Here is a 15,579-nt window from a genome sequence, read left to right as displayed (position 1 = left end):
AGTCTGGAAAAGCTTAAAGTCCCAACAGTTGGAGTTTGCTCTGGGGAATAGACTGCCACAACCGGGTTCGCATCTGCTGAATGTCTACCAAGACCTTCCCCCCTTCTGCCGTCAGGACAAATAAACGTTTGCTTCGCCCTCCCCGCTCAGCAGTCGCGCCACCCACGGAGGATGACAGAAAGCCTTTTTCTTCGAGTCGATATAGAGTGGTATGTACTGCACTAATAGTGAAGCTTCGTCCCGTCTGGAGTTGAAGTTGCTCCATAACGGGTACGCCATAGACATCGTCTGTGCTGGCGGCAACCACCAGAAGTACCAATTCTTCGAGCTCTCCTAATATGGTCTTTTTCATGGATAAGCAAGCAGGTTTATTAGATACAATATCTTAAATCAAATCTAATGCCAGAGGCAAAAAGTGCTCTTAGGATACTCAGAAGTACATAAGGCATGAAACCATTGTCCAGAAACGGACGCATCCATGTCCAATCATGGACATTACTTAATAAACGTATATCGCGCTGTTTACTGTAGGTAATTACCGATCAAGTAAGCTACAACCAGTGAAGTAATCTGCCACTTAGGAGCCTCATTCCACTCCTAAAAACGAAAACCACAACCATCTGCTTTAATAGCTTTGGGCTGTGGTTTTGTTTGGCGTAAGCTGTTAACTATCATAACCGGCCAGTTCAGTAGGCGGGCGTCCGCCGTACTGGGCGGGAAACTACGGTTCCCACACCCAGTAACCGAGCGCGCTCGCTGCGGAAAATGGTACGAATTTGTCGTGTTGTTTTCATTGTATTTGTTATTTTGGTTTTTAAAAGGCTGAATATGCGTTAAAATTTTGCGGTTAGTCCCAGCTTTACAGCCGACACCCCATACCCTAGTTCGGTAAAAGCGCCAACCTTGGGGCTGAACATAAATCGAGCACCCAGGTGTAGCCCTACCCACAAACCACTATTATACGAGCTTGAATAGTAGTAGTCCGAGTACCCAGAACCTGCATAGCGAAAGCCCAGCGATGCGCCTATATACGGATCGAAACTGTCTGACTGCACGTTGAGGGCCTCGCCTAAGTGATAAGAAGCGCGGGCGCCAAAGTACACAAAGTTGTAGCCACTGGAGTAGTACCCGTAGTTATAGTGGTAGTAATCAAGGGAGCCACCCACAGAAAAGTTGTTTTTCACATCTGTTTCGACCGACACACCCACTGGAAAACCTCCTCCATAATAGGTTGCCAGGCCAACACCCAGATTAACATACACATTCTTATGACTCCGGTATGAGGACGTTGCCCGAGGGCGAGCAGTAGTAGTATGAGCAACCGGCTGTGGACGAGCCTCCGTCTGCTGGGCAACTGCTGGAGCCGGGCTAGGGGCTGGAGCCTGTTGCACCTGTGGCTGAGGTTTTGCCGCAACGGGTTGAGTTACCACTGGCTTTTTTGCCTGGCTAACATTGGTACGGGTAGTTGATGCAGTAGGCCGGGCAGCGGTTTTTGTCGCCGGGCGACGAACGGGTTGCTGGGCCAAGGCTGAATCAACTGAAAGCGTTAGGGCCATAGCCAACGCAGCGAAATGGATACTTGTTTTCATTTTGTAGTTGTTGTTTTTGGTTTTTCCTGAGGAACGATGCAAACGTACGACGGACCAGTGCGATCAATCCAGAAGCGATTGATTGAACTGTACAAAGCACAACATGAACTGTGATGAAAGTCAGGTGAAATGATTTGAATTGGCGTGGCCGGGACACCTTATTCCACCAATGACGCAGGAGCCACTTATATAAAAGTTCGTACGACTCAGCCCGAAATACCACCGCTCATAAAGTGCTATCTCCGCTAAATAGGGCGCATTAAATTAAAATAGATCGATTCTTGTATCTTTGTTTATCCTCTTGATAAACTGATCTTTACTTGATTAATGACGTACGAAGCCTGGTCTCCACTCTTCCTGGGTATGGTATTGGCGATGCTGCTGGCTAATTCTGTTCAGTGGTTTATGTATCGGGAGCGCATCTATAGTATCTACTCCATTTACACACTGATTTGGGCCGTTTACTTTACAATTAATCATTTTTTACTGCCCTATAACATTGCCAATTTCTATAAGCTCCTGCTCTCCTACACGGGCTATATTCTCTACCTTGAATTAGCCAAGATTTTCCTAAACCTTCGGGAGCGTCCCAAGTTTCTGCGCTGGGTAGCCTGGGTTCAATGGATGCTGGTTGCCTACTGCGTTGTCAAAACGTATATCTACCTGTTTACCGATTTCTGGCAAACCAGGCTCCACACCTTACTCCTGATTCCTGTACGCGTTGCGTTGCTTGGTGTAGGGGGCTATATCGTTTTTTCATTTTTCCGTTCCAAAGATGTTGTTGCACGCTTTTTCGTGGCCGGAACAGCATCGCTACTGATCAATCACGCCATAACCTTTGTTTTACTTGTACGCTCGCCCAGTCTCGACTTACAGTTACCGTTTTGGCAACATCCCGACTTATTTATTCAGACGGGTGTTGTATTGGATTTAATCTTTTTTTCGCTGGGCATTTCGTATCGGCACCGGCGCGAAGCGGTTAACAAAGCAGTTCTCGAAAAAGAACTGGAGCGCGAACGAGAGCAACATCACCGCGAGTTTCTTGAAGCCGATCTTGCCTTACAGCGTATGCAGCAGGAAAAGACGGAGATGCAGATGCGGGCCTTACAGAGCCAGATCAACCCTCATTTTCTGTTCAATGGGTTGAATACCCTCTCGTCGTTAATTGACGAGAGCCCCACTCAGGCAGGAGAGTTTGTGGATGAGTTATCTAATGTATACCGCTATTTGTTGCGGAGTAACGAAAACGAGTTGACCACCTTACGCATCGAGTTACGCTTTATCAATTCCTACTTTCATCTGCTTCGAACCCGCTTTGGTCGCTCGGTTAGTTTGGAGGTAGCCGTCGATGAAGCGTATATGGAAACGTTGCTCCCTCCACTTACGCTACAATTGTTGGTTGAAAATGCGGTCAAACATAATGTAGTACTCAGCCAGAGCCCACTCAGAATTCGCATCCGAAGCACAGATACCCAACAATTGGTTGTTGAAAATAGCCTACAGCGAAAAACACTACGCGTCGAATCGAATGGGGTCGGTTTATCGAATATCTCCGTCAAATACCGACTCCTAAATCAACCTGCGCCAATTATTGAAGAATGGGATGGTTGGTTTCAGGTAACGTTGCCCTTACTGATGCCTCAGTCTGTAGCCGTCAATTAGGCCGGTACCAGCGCACAAAAAAACCTGCAGGCCATGTGGCTCGCAGGTTTTCATTAGACAGCTAAAGGTGTACTGCCAAGGCAGTTACTGAAGTAAAATTAGGTAATTTTTCAGTAACTGCAAGCGTTATTGTTGCTTCGTAAACTCACGATGATAGGCTGCCCGGTACAGCTCTTCCTGAGGCAGGCTCTTGAAATAGTCATAGGTTACCCGCAACCCTTCATCTCTGGGCACTTTAGGCTCCCAGCCCAAAATAGCCTTTGCTTTTGTAATGTCGGGCTGGCGTTGTTTGGGGTCGTCGGTAGGCAGATCTTTAAAGATTAACTGCTGGGTTGTTCCGGTAAGTTTGATAATTTCTTCGCCAAACTCTTTAATGGTAATTTCAGACGGATTACCAATATTAACCGGATACGCATAGTCGCTCAACAAGAGTCGGTAGATTCCTTCAACCAGGTCATCTACGTAGCAGAATGAGCGCGTCTGGCTTCCATCCCCAAAAACAGTCAGGTCTTCGCCCCGTAATGCCTGGCCAATGAAAGCAGGTAATACACGGCCATCATTCAGGCGCATCCGAGGTCCATAGGTATTAAAAATGCGAACAATACGTGTTTCCAGTCCATGATAGGTATGGTAAGCCATCGTTATTGCTTCCTGAAACCGCTTTGCTTCATCGTACACACCACGAGGGCCAACGGGGTTTACATTTCCCCAGTACTCTTCAGGCTGTGGGTGCACGTTTGGATCGCCGTACACTTCTGAGGTAGAGGCAATCAGTACTCGGGCACCTTTTACCCGCGCCAAACCAAGACAGTTATGAATACCCAAGGATCCTACTTTCAGGGTCTGAATCGGAATTTTAAGGTAATCGATCGGGCTGGCTGGAGAGGCAAAATGCAGGATGTAATCCAGTTCGCCCGGCACGTGGATGTATTTGGATACATCGTGGTGATAAAACTCAAAATTGGGCAGATGGAAGAGGTGCTCGATGTTACGGATATCGCCTGTAATGAGATTGTCCATTGCCATCACATGATAGCCTTCCTTAATAAACCGATCGCAGAGGTGCGACCCCAGAAACCCGGCTCCACCGGTTATTAACACTCGCTTCATAAACTGCTTAGGAAAGTAGTAAACACAGAGACACAGAGTTTTATTTCTGTGTCTCTGCAAACTCTATGTCTAAAGGAATTAGGCCTTCTGCTCTACCGGTGCTAAAACGGTTTCGCGGCCTACCGAATAGTATGTATAATTCTGCTCGCGCATCTGATCGAGTTCATATACGTTACGACCGTCGAAAATTAGTTTATTTTTCAATAGCAGATTCATTTTTTCGAAATCCGGTGTCCGGAACAAGGGCCATTCGGTAATAACAACCAGTGCATCCGCATCATCTAAAGCAGCATATTGCGTATGTGCGTACGTAACGGCATTACCAATTTGCTCACGGACGTTGTCCATCGCTTCTGGATCATAAACCGTCACTTTCGCGCCAGCAGCGATCAAGGCACGAATGTTATCGAGAGCTGGTGCTTCACGAATATCGTCGGTGTAGGGTTTAAATGCCAAACCCCATACAGCAATAGTTTTGCCTGTCAGATCGCCCCCAAAGTGCCCCAAAATCTGCGGCAACAATTTGGTTTTCTGTAGGTAATTCACTTCCATTACCGACTTCAGTACTTTGAAATCATAATCGAAATCTTTCGCTGTTTTAGCTAACGCCTGTACATCTTTGGGGAAGCAACTTCCGCCATAACCAATACCGGCAAACAGGAACCGTTTGCCAATACGACTATCGGTGCCAATACCCCGACGAATATCGTCGACATTGGCACCCGCCCGCTCGCATAGATTGGCGATCTCGTTCATGAACGTGATTTTCGTGGCCAGGAATGCATTGGCAGCATACTTGGTCATTTCAGCCGAACGTTCGTCCATGAAAATAACCGGATTACCCTGCCGCACTAACGGGGCATAGAGCCGGTTCATTACGCCTTTCGCCCGATCTGATTTAGTACCGATTACAACCCGATCGGGTTTCATAAAGTCTTCGACGGCTACGCCCTCCCGCAAAAATTCGGGGTTCGATACTACATCGAAATCCACCTTGGCATTGTCGGCAATGTGGGCATGAACTTTTTCTGCCGTACCAACGGGGACCGTACTTTTATCAACAATAACCGCATACTGACTCAGAATCGGTCCGAGATCACTGGCTACTTTCAAAATATATTTCAGATCGGCAGAGCCATCTTCGCCGGGAGGGGTAGGTAAGGCCAGGAAGATAACTTCTGCGCCTTTGATCCCTTCTTCCAAATCAGTGGTAAAGGATAAACGACCTTCCTCAACGTTCCGGTGAAACAGCGTTTCAAGACCTGGTTCGTAAATAGGGACGATTCCATTATTTAGTTTTTCAACTTTTCGGACGTCGATGTCCACACAGGTAACCTGATTGCCTGTTTCAGCAAAGCACGTACCCGTAACAAGGCCTACGTATCCGGTTCCAACGACTGCTAGTTTCATATAGGTAGCTTAACTAAGGATTTTACGATAGATTAATACAGACGTATTCGATTATCTAATGTCACAAAAATAGGAGTTTTTTAATAACCGCCTACTCCTAATGAATAATAGTGGACTTACGATTGATTAATCGGCTAACGACAAAGCATATATTTCTGAACATAGCTAAACGTGTCTAAATGACACCCAAAAACAACGAATGATTATTATAAGTTACTCATTTATCTGTTTTACCAGTATTCCATTCTTAATACAACGGTTAAAATCGAAAAGGAATGGTTATTGCAGTCGACAAAAAAAGATTGTACTTAATCTATAATTTGTCGAAATTTCTATCTGCACACGGTATCAATTAGCCTTGCTTTATGACGAACGAAATTGTAGAAAATCAAGAATTAATAGCCCAGTCTGTCCGTGATTTGAGCGAACGGCTAATTCGTCCAAACATCCGACAATGGGATGAAGGCCAGCACTTCCCGGCTGAGCTGTTCCGTCAGTTAGGCGAACAGGGATTAATGGGTATGCTGGTGCCTTTAGCGTTCGGGGGAGCCGGTTTAGGTTACCGCGAATACGTAACAGCTATTGTTGAATTATCCCGCGTTGATGGGTCAGTTGGCTTGTCGATGGCGGCCCATAATTCGCTCTGTACCAATCACATCCTTTTATTTGGGAGCCCCGAACAAAAACAGACGTACCTTCCCAGGCTGGCCACTGGCGAGTGGTTAGGGGCCTGGGGGTTAACAGAACCCAATACCGGCTCAGATGCGGGGAATATGCGAACAACGGCGGTTCGTGATGGCGCAGATACGTGGGTATTGAACGGGGCAAAAAACTTTATTACTCACGGCATAAGCAGCCAGGTAGCCGTAGTGATTGCCCGTACCGACGAACCTAACACAGCCCATAATGCAACAGCCTTTATTGTTGAGCGGGGCACACATGGTTTTTCGGGAGGGCGTAAGGAAGATAAACTAGGCATGCGGGCATCCGAAACGGCGGAGATGCTGTTCCAGGATTGCCGAATTTCCGACAGCCAACGGCTCGGTGCCGTGGGCGATGGCTTTATTCAGTCACTGAAAGTCCTTGATGGAGGTCGTATTTCGATTGCAGCCCTAAGCCTGGGTATTGCCTACGGTGCTTATGATGCAGCATTGGCCTATGCCAAAGAGCGTGAGCAATTTGGCCAACCGATTGCCAATTTTCAGGGCATAAGTTTTAAACTGGCTGATATGGCTACGGAGATTGAGGCAGCTAAGCTCTTAACTTACCAGGCTGCTGATTTGAAAGACACAGGCAAGTCGGTTACAAAAGAATCAGCCATGGCGAAGCTGTTTGCTTCGGAAACAGCGGTTCGAGTAGCTAACGAAGCGGTGCAGATTTTCGGTGGCTATGGCTATACAAAGGACTTCCCGGTCGAGAAATTTTACCGGGATGCCAAGCTTTGCACAATTGGAGAAGGTACCAGCGAAATTCAGAAACTGGTAATTTCAAGGCAGATACTTAAATAAAGAGGTAAAAGGAAGAAGGGGAGGAGAGGGAGAATGAATCGCATAACGCAGTTCTCTTCTCCCTCTCCTCCCCTTTCTCCTTTTACCTCTTTTAAATTATACCGTACTACTACGGCCTTTAACTAATGCAGCAATACCAAGAATAATAATGGCACCCACAAAAGCCGTTAAAATTTGATCGAGCATACCGCCATCGCGGCCAAATATCCAGCCACCAACAAATCCGCCAGCGATGCCAAGCAGTATTTCGGCGAACAATGAAAACGAAAACCGTTTAAAAACGAGATCGGCCAGCCAACCGGCTATGGCCCCTACCAGAATTGATACTAAGATTCCCATGATTGTTAAGCGTTGAGTGAACTTCTATACTGAAAACAGGTATATAACAGGGGCTATACTATTTTGTTTAATTTCTCAATCCAATCACGGCCAACATCCGCCCGGTTTGCCCTTGCTCAGCCCGATATGAAAAGAAGTCATCGTTATGGAGCACCGTCGAAAAAGGTGATACCTCTACCTGTGCCATTGGAATACCGAAGGCTACGAGCCGATTCAAATTAGCCCGTTTCAAGTCGATATAGCCTTTGCCTGTACGGGCATCTAGCCGCTTCAACGCAGGTTCAAACTGCTCAGCCACCTCTGGTCCTACCTCAAACGAGCATTCGTCAATACAGCTACCTATGTAGGCATAACACTGGCTGGCTGTAGTCCCAAATTGTTGCTGCATTCGTTCGAGTGTTTTCGTTACAATTCCACCAACCGTTCCCCGCCAGCCCGCATGAATGGCTGCAACGGCCTGATGTTCGTGATCATACATAAGAATCGGGACGCAGTCGGCAACGGTTACGCCGATCAGCAAATCCGGTTTATCCGTAATCAAGGCATCATATCCATCAAAACGGCCAGCTTCCGTGGCGTATAGGATTTCTGTACCATGTACCTGATGCGATGAAGCAAACTGATCTGTCCGGGCACCAATAGCGTCAAAAAAACGACGACGATTCTCCTCTACGTTCGCAGGGGCATCAGCGGTATTGATGCCTAGATTGAGCGATGCAAACGGAGCTGGACTGACGCCCCCATGCCGGGTACTCTCGGCGGCAATGAGCTTCGGGAAACTAAAAAATAGTGCAGGTGACCGATATAAAAACGCTAGGTTTGAGTCCGTGTTCATACAGTAAATTTACGGGTAAAACTAAGTATTGAGACGTTTTTCAGTGTTGACGGCCCGTACTTTCAAAAAAATTACCATACAAACCAAGTAACCTGGATGGGCGACTTACTGCCTTGATTACCCCAAAATAAACCATTCAGGATATCTCGTAAGAATAACTATCGAGTACCTCTTATTTAGGGAATTAAAAATGAGTACGATAACATAAGTTCGTCCTTATTAGCTTAGCAAGACTAAATAGATTGCCCGCTTTCATGGTACGTCCATACCTGCTTTTACTCGCGTTGATTCCCTTTCTGCAGGGGTTCGCTCAACCGTATCGCTTTGATAGTAAGCAGGTAACAAAGGCATTAACCCAGCCCATAGTTAATCAGTTTGAGCATCTTTCCGTTAAAGATGGGCTCTCTAACAACTCGGTTAACTGTATTCTTCAGGATCGCGAAGGATTCATGTGGTTTGGCACAAATGAAGGACTTAATAAGTACGATGGCCACACCTTTACCGTTTGGCAACCCGATCCCGGTAATCCAACGCATAGTTTTCAAAACAGCCACATAACGGGCCTTTGCGAAGATCGTTCAAACCGGTTGTGGGCCATAACGGAAGGCGGTGGATTGTATGAGCTGAACAAGCAATCCGGGCTTGTTACACCACACCTCATTCAGGCCAGCAAGGCACACCGCTGGAATAATCAACTTTCCATTTACGAAGACCGTCAGGGCGTACTGTGGATAAGTACGTTTGCAGGTCTGGCCCGCTATGAACCAGAAAAACGTTCATTTACGCTCTATCCGGCACCCCAGCTGGAGGTGCCGGTCAAAACGGTCTTTGAAGACAGACAACACCGTTTTTGGGTAGCCACCAACCGGGGATTGTATCTCTTTGATCGGGCAACGGGGCGATTTACCCCTATTCCCTTTAGAACGATGAATGACGCCCAGCCAGCATTTATTTCAGTTTATCTGGATGCACAGGATGTTCTCTGGTTAGGCACCGCTACGGCTGGTTATAGTTTGTTCAAGCTCCATCTTCGTCGTCAGCCCTGGCAACTGGTACCTTATAACCCTGGGAATCAACTCAATTCGTTCGTTTTTCTGAACTCAATCCACCAGGATGCACAGGGAATCGTTTGGGTGGGAACGACCAGTGGATTACAGGCCATCGACCCAGGTAGCGAAAAGGTCTTCACCTACCGCCCAGATCCTGGCATTTCGAAAGGTATCAGCAGTAATAATGCTCAGGCCGTGTACCACGATCGGGCGGGCACCTTATGGGTTGGCACCGATAATGGTATAGACCGGCAGGCCATCACCACAAAACCGTTTAAAACCTATCAGGTAATTCCGAATAAGGGTCAGGCAAATTTGCCTGAAAATCGGGTTAACGCTGTATTGCAGGATAACTATGGTCAACTTTGGCTTAGTAACCTAAGTACGGTTTATCGGATGGCAAGCGGAAAGAGCTTTTTCGAAAGCATTCCATCTAAAACCCTGGGATCCATTGGCCAACACAAAAACTACCCTTGCGCCTTTCTATCCAATGGATCGGCAGGTATTTGGATTGCCACTACGGATGGCTTATACGCATTTGACCAGGCATCGGGCCGCTATACCAGCTATCCATCGGAAGTACCCGCCCAGTTTGTTGAGCGTGCGCCAACAGGTGATCTCTGGATTGGGGGCGAGGGGGGCGTTGCTTCCTTCAATCCACATACACACCAATATACCTACTATAAATATGAGCAAAGTGATAGCAGTAAGTTACCTGACCGATACGTACATGGGCTGCTAACCAGCAGAACCGGCGACGTATGGATTTTAGTAGAGCATCAGGGAATTTTGCGGCTGAACCCCAAAACTGGCCAAACGATTCATTACAAAGCTGGCCTCCAAGGCCAATTGACCAGCAACGACGTTCAGGCCATTTATGAAGACAAGGACGGCATTATTTGGATCGGAACGCACTTAGGCGGGTTAAATAAATTTGACCCTAAAACCGGGCTTTTTACCACTATTACCAAACAGCATGGCATTCGGGGAAACAGCGTTGTAGGCATTACAAGCGACAATGCGGGTGCTATATGGATAAGCACCGATAAAGGCCTTAGTAAGATTAATCCTCGCACAAACGCCGTTCGTAACTATGAGCTATATACAGGATTACCTAGTAATGATTTTTTACAAAACGCTGTATGCCGACATAACAGCCAGCTCTTTTTTGGCAGTTTAAACGGGATTGTGCAATTCAACCCTGATAGTATTCGCGACGATACGCGACCGTTTCCTGTTTATATAACGGCCCTTAAGGTACTGGATAAGCCTCAGCCAGTATCTAATGGAGAAATTACACTGAAGCATGATGAAAATTTTCTGTCATTCGAATTTGCAGCACTGGCTTACGCACTACCTGAGCAGAACCAGTATGCTTATCAGCTCATTGGTGTCGACAAAAACTGGGTACAGAATGGTAATCGTTATGTGGCCAATTACACCAATCTATCGCCAGGCAGCTACACATTTCGGGTGAAAGCTGCGAATAGTGACGGTATCTGGAACACAACGGGAGCCTCTATTCGACTCGTCATCAGGCCTCCCTGGTGGGCTACCTGGTGGGCTTATAGTTTCTATGCGTTGCTGGCGGCTGTTGGCATTCGAAGTTATTTCCGTTTTTATACAAACCGTATCCGCCAACGGCAGGAGTTAGAACTCAATCGTAGAGAAGCCGAACAGCTAAAAGTTGTCGATGAACTAAAAACCCGTTTCTTTTCAAATATCACCCATGAATTACGGACGCCTTTATCGCTGATACTAACGCCCGTTGAGAAGCTCCTGCAAGGGAATCGGTTAGATAATTCAACCAGCCAAACGCTTGCACTGGTACAACGTAATGCGAACCAGTTGCTACGACTCATCAATCAGTTACTGGATCTATCGAAACTGGAAGCTAACAGCATGCCTGTTTCCTTCATGCGTGGCGAAGTTCCCGAATTTGTTAGCCAGTTGGTCGATTCATTCCGACCGGCAGCTGAACAGAAAGGTATAACGCTACAATACACAGCCGATGAATTGCCACCAGAGCAGTTATTCGATGCCGATAAGTGGGAAAAAATTCTGACCAATTTACTATCGAATGCCCTGAAATTCACTGGAGCAGGTGGAACCATACAGGTTACCCTCAAACCAGACGCTTCAGTCACTATCCCTGAAACTCCCCGTGTACTAATTAGCGTAAAAGACTCGGGCATTGGCATTTCATCCGACAATCTCCCACACATTTTTAACCGCTTCTATCAGGTTGATTACTCCTCTACCCGCCATTATGAAGGAACAGGCATTGGCTTGTCTTTGGTTAAGGAATTGGTTGATTTAGTAGGCGGGGCTATTTATGTGGATAGCCAGCCAGGGGTGGGCACTACCTTTAGTGTAACCTTGCCCGTTCGGCCTTTATCCGACGATATACAAGCGCCAGCGGTGGGTTTGCCTGACCGGAAACACACGATTATTGACCAACGGCCAATTGCTACGAAGGACCTCTCCGAAAATCAGTCAATAGCCGACGAAGGAGCACCACGAATGCTTATTGTAGAAGACAATGTTGAACTACGGGAGTTTCTGATTGCTGAGTTAGCCCAAACGTATCAGGTACTTAGTGCAGACAATGGTGAAGAGGGCTGGAAACTGGCCCAGGCCGAACTCCCGGATATTATTATTTCAGATTTGATGATGCCCAAAATGGATGGGTACGAATTGACAAGACTCATTAAAACTCATCCCGATACCGATCATATCGCTGTAGTCATACTAACCGCAAAGGCAGCTCACCTCAGCCGAATTGAGGGCTTGCAGGAAGGCGCTGATGATTACCTGGCCAAACCGTTCCATTTGGATGAGTTACATTTACGGTTGCACAATCTGATTACGCGTCAACAACGACTGCGTGACCAGTACCGTCATCAATTTACACTGCCTGATACACCTACGCCACTCGATATAACAAAAGATCCTTTCCTGCATCGGGTTTACGAGCTACTGGATAATCACCTCGATAACCCGTCGCTTAATGTTGATTGGCTAGCCGACCAGCTAGCAATGAGTCGCAAAACACTCTATCGTAAAGTCCACAGCCTGACTCAACTCGCCCCCAATGAACTGATTCGCCAATATCGTCTTCGCAAAGCTGCCGATCTTCTACGATCTGGCCGAAACGTAACCGAAACGGCTTACTTGGTTGGATTAAAAACGCCATCGCATTTCACCCTCGTTTTCAAAGAATTCTACCACAAAACACCGACAGAATTTATAGCGAATCCCAGAAAGACCACTTAATTGGTGGATTTCCACTGCTACACCTGTACAATGTCCCAAATACGATAGAATATGACCCAAATTTGACAGCGTATTTCCGCATAACTATCGACATTTGATCAATCAAATCAGTCTATCCACATATCGAACTAATTCTATCCACACCATTTTTTACGATCAGCACCTCTGCTCTCCGCCTAAGGGTGTTATCATGATTTGATAACGCCTTTCAGATTGGAGGCTTTTTTTTGCCGTTCCCTCAACCATCCCATTTTCCATCCACTCATCCAGCGAGTCAACCGTCCCAGTAGTTTGCAATGCATAGTACCAGCTATAGCCTATACCTTTGGGTCATCAATCGGGAATAACCCGACCTGCTTAGAACGAAAACAAACAACACATACTACCATGAAAACTCTCATCAAATCACTCGCCTTAGCCCTTACTTTAGGTGTTGTTACATCGGCCGCTACCTTGGCTGAAACCAATCCAGGCAGCCGTCCTGTCTCATCGGTAGCCTACAAAACGGGCATCTACACAACCCCATCTGGTCAACTGAATATTGCCCTCGATAAACAAACTGGTGGCGCTGTCGATGTTCGTCTGAAACGTGCCGATGGTAAAGTCTTGTTTGTCCAGCACGTAGGCAAAAACGAAAGTAAATACCGGACCCGCTTAAACCTGAATGAACTGGCCGACGGTGTGTATCAGGTAGAAGTTACAAACGGTGTTGAAACAACGACACAGAATGTAACCATCTCAACCCAGCAACCCAGTGCCCCTAGCCGCGTTATTTCGGTAAACTAATTCCATCCTTCACGACACAAACAAAAACCTCACCTGGTCTGACTGGGTGAGGTTTTTGTTTATGGCCAGCGATTCTTCAACAGTTAATTGAGTTGAATTATTTATTCTATATTCAAGAAATTTTTGACCTTCATCGGGAAAACAATACGTGACGGAAACTGCTTGACTAAAGAAGGATCTCTGGATTGCCACTCATGCTTATTAATCAACCCCAATCGTATACCACTGTCTGGTCCAATGCAGGCTCCGACACTGATTTCTGGACAACACTGACCCAAACGCTGTTGCCTCCCTATGTCAATACCTGTCGTTGGTTTGCCGGTAAGGCCCGGCAGCAAATGGGCTTTTCGGCACAAACGATTCACTCGCTCCCCCTGCCTGATGGCGATGTGGCATTTCTGTTAATTCTGGAAGCCAGTTATGCCGACGGCGTTCCAGAAAACTACCTATTGCCCTTGTCATTCCTGACCAAAGCTGACGCAAGCGCTCTGGCGGAAATCCCTGAGAAGGGCCGCATCGGCGAACTTGTGCTAGGTGGCCAAAACGGTCTACTAATTGATGCTATTTACGATGAACGCGTTCGGCAGGTACTATTCACCGCGATTTATCAGAATCAGAGCATAGCCCAACTCAAGGGTCAATTGACTTTTCATCGGGGCAACGGATTGGAAGAGGGTGATGATGGATTAACCTCGCGGGTGCTACCGGTCGATTCCAGTAATTCTGCCATGACCTTCGGCGATAAATACTTTCTAAAACTCTACCGCAAACTCTTCGAGGAAACCAATCCTGAAGTAGATATGGTCGCGTTTCTGACCGATGAGAGCAATTTTACGCACATTCCGGCCTTTGGCGGCAGCATCATCTGGAAACGCACCCATACCGATGGCTCGGCCCAACCTGATGTAACGCTGGGTATGGTTCAGCGCATGGTGCAAAACGATAAAGACTCCTGGATGCAAACCGGCGATTATCTGAATGATTTTCTGTACGGTGTTCCCCAGCGCATGTTTGCCATTCGGGAAGATGTGTTCGATAAAGTTGAACTGCTGGGCAAACGAACGGGCGAGATGCATTGCGCCCTGTACAAACCAGCCCGGAACAGCGTTCCATCGAATCCAGACTTTGCACCGGAGCCCTTCACGGATGAGTATCGTGCGTTTTTGATCAAGCGTTTCGAGGATCTTCTCGAACGCAGGTATGCTCTCCTGATTGACAATTACACCAAACTCGATCCGCAGGCACAGAGACTGGCGTGGGTATTTATGGAAGCCAAAGAAATGATCGAGACGTTCATTGCCGACTTCCGAACCCGTCCGCTCCACTCACTCCGAATTCGGATTCACGGCGATTATCATCTCGGGCAGGTACTCGCGACAACTAACGATTTTGTGATCATCGACTTCGAAGGTGAGCCTGAAAGCACGATTACCGAACGAAAAATCAAGCACTCGCCCCTCAAAGATGTGGCTGGTATGATTCGGTCGTATCACTACGCGGTATCGGCCAAGCTATTCAACTCGACGGAAACGGATAACCTTGACCCTGACCATTTACAACGGGTATCGGATCGCTGGTTTTACCTGATTCGTGATACATTTCTGGATGCGTATCTGGATGTGTTTGGCGCTCCGCATCCGCTGTTCAAAAATAACAGCGAGATCAACTTTTTGCTCCTGATTTACCTGCTCGAAAAAGCGGTCTATGAGCTAGGCTACGAAATCAGCTACCGACCTGCATGGGTCAAAATTCCGCTCAAAGGCATCATCGACGTTGTGCGGGAAATCGAAAAAATTCGCCTGAGCGATGATACCGTTGTGCACGATGTACCGATGCTCCAAACGGGTTTACTGCAATCGAGATAGGACATAGAGACACTCAGGGTGATGCTGACTGGAAAACTATTGATGTCTCACGGAAAAGGGGCTAGAAAATAGCTCCAAGCCTGATAAAAGCAGGTTAAACGCATTTAAATCTTGAGTAGCATCCTAATTAGGTATTGATCATCCCATCCC

Annotated in this window: 11 protein-coding genes; 5 read left to right on the top strand and 6 right to left on the bottom strand. The window is 47.0% G+C overall.

The features are described from left to right. Nucleotides 1-13: 13 nt before the first annotated feature. Nucleotides 14-352, bottom strand: coding sequence for a PadR family transcriptional regulator (locus tag ACYVGO_RS18505; RefSeq protein ID WP_460970514.1), 339 nt, complete (start codon nt 350-352; stop codon nt 14-16). A gap of 481 nt (nt 353-833) precedes the next feature. After that, nucleotides 834-1,589, bottom strand: coding sequence for a hypothetical protein (locus ACYVGO_RS18500; RefSeq protein WP_460970513.1), 756 nt, complete (start codon nt 1,587-1,589; stop codon nt 834-836). A gap of 327 nt (nt 1,590-1,916) precedes the next feature. Between ACYVGO_RS18500 and ACYVGO_RS18495 the strand changes: the two genes are divergently transcribed. Continuing rightward, nucleotides 1,917-3,251 (top strand): sensor histidine kinase, encoded by a 1,335-nt coding sequence (locus ACYVGO_RS18495; protein WP_142775220.1) that lies wholly within the window; start codon nt 1,917-1,919, stop codon nt 3,249-3,251. Nucleotides 3,252-3,377: 126 nt separating this feature from the next. Here ACYVGO_RS18495 and ACYVGO_RS18490 read toward each other — a convergent pair whose 3' ends face one another. Together ACYVGO_RS18490 and ACYVGO_RS18485 are read right to left on the bottom strand one after the other, a co-directional pair. Next, a complete protein-coding gene (locus ACYVGO_RS18490; RefSeq protein ID WP_142775221.1) occupies nt 3,378-4,361 on the bottom strand; it encodes a UDP-glucuronic acid decarboxylase family protein in 984 nt (327 codons plus the stop codon). A 78-nt stretch (nt 4,362-4,439) separates the two neighbouring features. Next, nucleotides 4,440-5,771 carry a UDP-glucose dehydrogenase family protein gene (locus tag ACYVGO_RS18485; protein ID WP_142775222.1) on the bottom strand — a complete coding sequence of 444 codons (1,332 nt, stop codon included), beginning with the start codon at nt 5,769-5,771 and terminating at the stop codon, nt 4,440-4,442. A gap of 365 nt (nt 5,772-6,136) precedes the next feature. Between ACYVGO_RS18485 and ACYVGO_RS18480 the strand changes: the two genes are divergently transcribed. Further along, nucleotides 6,137-7,279: an acyl-CoA dehydrogenase family protein gene (locus tag ACYVGO_RS18480; protein ID WP_460970512.1), complete on the top strand. Its 1,143-nt coding sequence runs from the start codon at nt 6,137-6,139 to the stop codon at nt 7,277-7,279. A gap of 96 nt (nt 7,280-7,375) precedes the next feature. On the opposite strand, the gene ACYVGO_RS18475 is transcribed toward ACYVGO_RS18480, so the two are convergent. Both ACYVGO_RS18475 and pgeF read right to left on the bottom strand, forming a co-directional pair. Beyond that, the gene (locus ACYVGO_RS18475; protein ID WP_142775224.1) at nt 7,376-7,618 is read right to left on the bottom strand and encodes a GlsB/YeaQ/YmgE family stress response membrane protein; all 243 of its coding nucleotides are present in this window, start codon (nt 7,616-7,618) and stop codon (nt 7,376-7,378) included. A 67-nt stretch (nt 7,619-7,685) separates the two neighbouring features. Next, nucleotides 7,686-8,453, bottom strand: coding sequence for a peptidoglycan editing factor PgeF (gene pgeF / locus ACYVGO_RS18470; protein ID WP_460970511.1), 768 nt, complete (start codon nt 8,451-8,453; stop codon nt 7,686-7,688). A 254-nt stretch (nt 8,454-8,707) separates the two neighbouring features. Between pgeF and ACYVGO_RS18465 the strand changes: the two genes are divergently transcribed. The 3 genes from ACYVGO_RS18465 to ACYVGO_RS18455 all read left to right on the top strand — a co-directional run bounded on the left by ACYVGO_RS18465 (nt 8,708) and on the right by ACYVGO_RS18455 (nt 15,429). Continuing rightward, entirely contained in the window at nt 8,708-12,778 is a 4,071-nt protein-coding gene (locus ACYVGO_RS18465) for a hybrid sensor histidine kinase/response regulator transcription factor (RefSeq protein WP_460970510.1), read from the top strand. Nucleotides 12,779-13,165: 387 nt separating this feature from the next. Further along, a complete protein-coding gene (locus ACYVGO_RS18460; protein ID WP_142775227.1) occupies nt 13,166-13,564 on the top strand; it encodes a T9SS type A sorting domain-containing protein in 399 nt (132 codons plus the stop codon). A 194-nt stretch (nt 13,565-13,758) separates the two neighbouring features. Continuing rightward, a complete protein-coding gene (locus tag ACYVGO_RS18455) occupies nt 13,759-15,429 on the top strand; it encodes a maltokinase N-terminal cap-like domain-containing protein (protein WP_460970509.1) in 1,671 nt (556 codons plus the stop codon). Nucleotides 15,430-15,579 lie beyond the last annotated feature (150 nt).

The sequence above is a fragment of the Spirosoma migulaei genome (assembly GCF_054776855.1).
Note: the sequence above shows the minus strand (reverse complement) of the source record. Positions and strands in the feature narration are given on the sequence as shown.